This window comes from Pseudomonas sp. 05N434, from assembly GCF_056396965.1.
Genome location: NZ_JBFTMK010000435.1, coordinates 1 through 5,393, shown reverse-complemented (window position 1 = coordinate 5,393; position 5,393 = coordinate 1). Strand labels below are relative to the sequence as shown.

The 5,393-nt window shown below is 58.5% G+C and carries 5 protein-coding genes and 1 pseudogene; all 6 read right to left on the bottom strand.

All coding sequences use genetic code 11. The features are described 5' to 3' along the window. Window positions 1-45: 45 nt before the first annotated feature. Complete coding sequence (locus AC1DLB_RS22685; RefSeq protein ID WP_018928134.1) at window positions 46-504, bottom strand: hemerythrin domain-containing protein; 459 nt, start codon at window positions 502-504, stop codon at window positions 46-48. 700 nt (window positions 505-1,204) lie between these two features. Then, on the bottom strand, window positions 1,205-1,996 hold the full coding sequence (locus AC1DLB_RS22680; RefSeq protein ID WP_477744421.1) for a transporter substrate-binding domain-containing protein: 792 nt from the start codon (window positions 1,994-1,996) through the stop codon (window positions 1,205-1,207). An 81-nt stretch (window positions 1,997-2,077) separates the two neighbouring features. Then, the gene (locus tag AC1DLB_RS22675) at window positions 2,078-4,246 is read right to left on the bottom strand and encodes a copper-transporting P-type ATPase (protein ID WP_477744422.1); all 2,169 of its coding nucleotides are present in this window, start codon (window positions 4,244-4,246) and stop codon (window positions 2,078-2,080) included. 3 nt (window positions 4,247-4,249) lie between these two features. Continuing rightward, window positions 4,250-4,453: a DUF2933 domain-containing protein gene (locus AC1DLB_RS22670; protein ID WP_018928127.1), complete on the bottom strand. Its 204-nt coding sequence runs from the start codon at window positions 4,451-4,453 to the stop codon at window positions 4,250-4,252. 94 nt (window positions 4,454-4,547) lie between these two features. Continuing rightward, the gene (locus tag AC1DLB_RS22665) at window positions 4,548-4,952 is read right to left on the bottom strand and encodes a hypothetical protein (RefSeq protein WP_064616971.1); all 405 of its coding nucleotides are present in this window, start codon (window positions 4,950-4,952) and stop codon (window positions 4,548-4,550) included. Between the two features lie 227 nt (window positions 4,953-5,179). Next, window positions 5,180-5,393: pseudogene (locus AC1DLB_RS22660) on the bottom strand (hypothetical protein); the annotation flags it as partial.

Genomic DNA, 5,393 nt, shown 5'->3' with positions numbered 1-5,393 from the left:
GTACTAAGTAGTAGCTAATTTTTTAACGTATGAGGCGAGCTCCAATTAATGCCATTGATGCTTGATTTCCTGCCACTGGTCGTCTGAAAGCCACTTATCTGCCGCCGGAAAGAAAATATTCTCCTCGGCGTCCATGTGATCGTAATATTTTTTGATGAAGTCATCGATAGTGTCAGCAATTACTCTCGTTTCGTGAGTTGTATCCTTCAGCATCTTCAACTGTCCAGCAATGCGCCCAAATGCCTGATGATCTCGCTCGATATCCTTGACCCGTTGGTGGATCGGCGCCTCAGTCGCTAGCAAGGCCAGCCGAATAAGTTCTTCATTTTCATGGTGGTGTCGCTCTGCATCACCATGCAAGGCCTCCAGCATCGTGAACAACAGCTTGCAGTCATCAGTTCCATCGGGTTCATGTCTGATTTTCCTCAGCAACTCTTTGATCTGAGTAATTTTCATAGACACTTCGTGATGATAGGTCAGAAGCTCTTTCAACAAAACGTTCATGTCAAATCCTCGTCACGACACCAGATCATCACAGAAATATGTTTTTTAACCAGTCACTCCAAAAGACGCCTGAATTTCAATAATTTCAATATCTTGTTAAGCGCACTCGCTGACACTGTTCAATCTTTTTAGTATAGGCGAGCACAAAGCTCCCACCCCGGGAAATTTTCCGCCTTTGGAAAAAATTGAAATATCGAGTGTATGTTTATATGCACTATCTGATCTGCCGGATCTGCGCCCGCGAAAACGGAATGAGAAAGCAGCGCCCAAATCGATGCGGTGGCAGCTGTGCGCGGGTCTGCAAGACCGGGAAACCAGGAACCCGGCAGACCCGAAGGTCTCCCGCACAAAGCCGCCATTGAGCAGGTGTGTCGCTTCAGAAAAAACAAGGATGCTGAACCAACGCTGTCGCTCAGCAATGTTTCATCAAGTTGGGCAGGCTCGCGGCATAGGATGACCACCTAAGACCGTGCTGCCTCTCCTCCAGCCCACAGGAAACAACAAGATGATCTCGAACCTCTTCAAAGCCATGCTGATCACCGGTACAGCTCGGGCTTGCTGCACGACTAAGGAATGACGCAACGGCTGGGGTGTTTTCGCCGTTGCGTGATTTACCTGATGAGCCGCGTGTTCTGATTTTACGACTGCTGCGCAGCCGAACGCAGGCTGCGCCAGCTGCTACGGGGAATGGACTAACGGGCTATTTAGCCTCTGGCACCGCGATCCACTGACCCAGAATTTTCTGGTAATTCCCCGTCACCTTGGCCAAATGCAGCCACTGATCGACATACATCTTCCAGCTGATGTCATCCCGCGGCAGCAGATATGCCTTCTCTCCATACTGCATGTATTGCGTCGGGTTGACCGCGCACAAACCCGGTTTGAGTTTCTGCTGATACAGCGCTTCCGACGCATCGGTGATCATCACGTCAGCCTTCTTGTCCAGCAGTTGCTGGAAGATGGTCACGTTGTCGTGAAGCTGCAGTTGCGCCTTGGGCAGGAAGGCGTGGACGAAGGCTTCGTTGGTGCCGCCGGCCGGTTCGACCAGGCGAACCGAAGGCTGGTTGATTTGTTCGAGAGTCTGGTATTTCGCCTGATCTTCGCAGCGCACCAGCGGGATTTTGCCGTCGACGTCCAGGGTGGTGCTGAAGAAGGCTTTTTTCTGGCGTTCCAGGGTGACGGAGATGCCGCCGACGCCGATGTCGCATTTGCCCGCGAGCATGTCGGGCATCAGGGTTTTCCAGGTGGTCTGGACCCACTCGACCTTCACGCCCAGGCTGTCGGCCAGCGAGCGGGCCATGGCGATGTCGATGCCCGAGTATTCGCCGTCTTCACCTTTGAAGGTATAGGGTTTGTAGTCGCCTGTGGTGCAAACGCGCAGTTGGCCTTGTTGCAGGACGGTGTCCAGGTGCGAAGGGCTTTGCTCTGCCTGAGCGCCGCAGGATAGCGCCAGCAGGCCACTGAGCAGCAATGTGCTTTTTATGGTTTTCATCGTTATCGGGCTTTTGTGATGGAGTGGGGGGCAAGGCTGGATCAGTGTAGTGAAACCGCTTCCTGGCTGTCAGCAATGTGCTCAGTCAATCACGGCCCGGCGCAGGCGCAAGGCATTGAACACCACTGAGGCAGAGCTCACGCTCATGGCCAGTGCCGCCACCAACGGGGACAGCAAATGCCCGGTCAGCGGGTAGAACAACCCGGCGGCGAGGGGGATGCCCATGGCGTTGTAGGCCAGGGCAAAGGCAAGGTTCTGGTGCATGTTGCGCACGGTTGCCACCGACAGGTTGCGGGCATGCAGAATGCCGAGCAGGTCGCCCTTGACCAGGGTGACTTGAGCGCTGTTCATCGCGACATCGGTGCCAGTGCCCATGGCGATACCGACATCGGCACGGGCCAGGGCCGGGGCATCGTTGATGCCGTCGCCGGCCATTGCCACTCGGTGCCCGCGTTCCTGCAATGCGGCGGCCAGGCGTTCCTTGTCCTGTGGCTTGACCTCGCCGTGGACTTCTTCGATACCCAGTTGGCGGGCGACGGCACGGGCAGTGGTGAGGCCGTCTCCGGTCGCCATGATCACCCGCACGCCATCGGCCTGCAGGCGTTCGACAGCGAGCCGGGTGGTGGGTTTGATCGGGTCGGCGACGGCGAGCAACCCCGCGAGCACGCCATCCACGGCCAGGTACATGATGCTGGTTCCGTCGCTGCGCAGTTGCTCGGCTTGAGGTTGCAAGGCTTCCAGGGCGATGCCGGCTTCTGCCATCAGGGCGGTGTTGCCCAGTTGAACACGGTGCCCGTCGACCTGGCCGCGCACGCCGATCCCTGACGCCGACTCGAACGTCTGCGCTGTGCTCAACACCAAGCCATTGGCGCGTGCATGTTCGACGATGGCGTGGGCCAACGGGTGCTCGCTGCCCTGGTCGAGGCTGGCGGCCAGGCGCAGCACCTCGTCAGCACTGTAGCCAGGCGCAGGTTCGACGCTGTGAAACGCCGGGCGGCCTTCGGTGAGGGTGCCGGTCTTGTCCACGATCAGGGTGTCGATTTTGCGCAGGTTTTCGATCGCCGCCGCATCCCGAAAGAGCACGCCGCTGCTGGCCGCCTTGCCGGTGGCGACCATCACCGACATCGGTGTGGCCAGGCCGAGGGCACACGGGCAGGCGATGATCAGCACCGCCACTGCATTGATGAGGCCGAACACCCAGCTCGGTTGCGGCCCCCACAACCCCCAGCCGACAAAAGTCAGGACGGCAATGGCGATCACCACCATGACGAAGTAGCCAGCAATCACGTCCGCCAGGCGTTGCATCGGTGCTTTGGAGCGTTGTGCCTGGACCACCATCTGCACAATTTGCGCAAGCACGGTGGCTGAGCCCACCTTCTGCGCCTGCATCACCAGGCTGCCGTGGGTATTGAGGGTGGCGCCGATCAGCCCGTCACCAGGGCGTTTCATCACGGGGACCGGCTCGCCTGTGAGCATGGACTCGTCCACCGCGCTTTCGCCCTGCAACACCACACCATCGACCGGGACCTTCTCGCCGGGGCGCACGCGCAAGGTGTCGCCGCTGTGCACATGGCTCAGTGCAATGTCTGTTTCGCTGCCGTCGGTGTTGATCCGGCGCGCAGTCTTGGGCGCCAGGCCGAGCAGTGATTTGATCGCGGCCGAGGTTTGCGAGCGCGCCTTGAGTTCCAGCATCTGTCCGAGCAGCGTCAGGGAAATAATGACCGCCGCTGCTTCGTAGTACACGCCAACCCGGCCGTCCATCATGAAGGTGGCTGGAAACAGGCCGGGTGTCAGGGTGGCGGCAAGGCTATAGAGGAAGGCCGCCGCGGTGCCGAGGCCGATCAGCGTCCACATGTTGGGGCTGCGCTGGATGACCGAACGGGCGCCGCGCACATAGAACGGCCAGCCGGCCCAAAGCACGACGGGCGTGGCGAGCACCAGTTCGACCAGGTTCTGTGTGGCGCCGTGAAACAGGCTCAAGCCATGGCTGCCCATCGCCAGTGCGGTCACCGCCAGAGTCAGAGGAAGGGTCCACCAGAAGCGCCGGGAAAAGTCCACGAGCTCAGGGTTGTCCGATTCCTCCAGTTCGGGCAACACCGGCTCAAGGGTCATGCCGCACTTGGGGCATGTACCCGGACTGCGCTGGCGGATCTCCGGGTGCATGGGGCAGGTGTACTCTTTTTCGGTCGTCGGCTCCGCCGCCTGCTGCGCCAAAGCAGGTGATTTGAGGTGATCGAGATGGCGCTGCATGGGTCAGTGTCTGCCGTGGTGATGCCCGAACAGGTGCATCAGCGGGCACAGCAATAGAATCAGATAGGGCAAAAGCGGGTAGATATGACCGTAATGCTCGCGGGCCAGGTAGAACAGTCCGATCACCAGCAGCATGCCTAGCGCGATGCCGGGTTTACTGCGCCAGAATGAGGTGGCTGGAGGTGTCGAGGGGTTTGAGTGGTTCATGTGATGCGCTCCGTTCTGACGAAAATCTTCCGGGGTGTCGTCCGGCTATGCCGGCCAATGCCAACCGTCTACGACGGGGGCCATGGCGCGATGCTTATTGGCCCATCGGCATCTTCATCATCATGGATTGCTGATCCATCATTTTCATCATCATGTCCATCATCGCCGTATCCGAGCTGCCCTTGCCACCGGACATGCCCATGCCCATCCCCATACCTCTGCAATTGTCGTGCAGCATGCCGAGGCTTGTTCTCATCGTAGTCATGGCTTCCTGCATGGCTGCCCGGCGTTCGGCCGGGGTTTTGGCGGCGATCATTTTGTCGTGGGCCGCCTGCATTTTCTTCATCTGTTCGCTCATGGCCTTGTCTTGCATGGGCGTGGCTTGGGTTGCGTCCTCGGAGGGGGCGGCGGGCGTTGTTTCGGGGTATTCGGCAGCCAGCGTCAGCAATGGGCTGCTCATGACCAGTGCGGCCAGGAGGGACTTGACGTAGATGTGCATGGCGATCTCCACAGTGATAACGCGGATCGGCAGCGTCGGATGGCTGCGGACCAAGGTATGTTGTGTTCCCGTTAGAGGGAGTGATCTTGAACTTACGCCACGGTCGCAGGGCGTTGTTGATCCATATCAAACGACGTCCACAGAGGTTTGTTGTGCTGCCAGGGTGACATTCCAATGGCTGATACGTGTCAGGCAAGGCCCGACACGTATCCCTCTATATGAGTTGTTTATCCACAAGCCACGGACTTCGAACTCTTAAGGTGAGCTTCAATCGAGTTGCCAGCAGAGTGGACTCTTACTCCCTTGAGTTTATCGAGTGGCGGGTCTTTCCAAAGTTTTGATGCGTCGATGGGAAGGATGACCTGTATAGCAGCCCCTTGGGGCGGATCAGCAACAAAATCGAAGTCCTGAATGCCGTCCGGTGGGAACTGGATATAAACC

What these genes read in the sequence shown, in the direction of transcription:
- AC1DLB_RS22685 (WP_018928134.1), bottom strand. Translation starts at nt 504, where the DNA reads ATGAACGTTTTGTTGAAAGAGCTTCTGACCTATCATCACGAAGTGTCT.
- AC1DLB_RS22680 (WP_477744421.1), bottom strand. Translation starts at nt 1,996, where the DNA reads ATGAAAACCATAAAAAGCACATTGCTGCTCAGTGGCCTGCTGGCGCTA.
- AC1DLB_RS22675 (WP_477744422.1), bottom strand. Translation starts at nt 4,246, where the DNA reads ATGCAGCGCCATCTCGATCACCTCAAATCACCTGCTTTGGCGCAGCAG.
- AC1DLB_RS22670 (WP_018928127.1), bottom strand. Translation starts at nt 4,453, where the DNA reads ATGAACCACTCAAACCCCTCGACACCTCCAGCCACCTCATTCTGGCGC.
- AC1DLB_RS22665 (WP_064616971.1), bottom strand. Translation starts at nt 4,952, where the DNA reads ATGCACATCTACGTCAAGTCCCTCCTGGCCGCACTGGTCATGAGCAGC.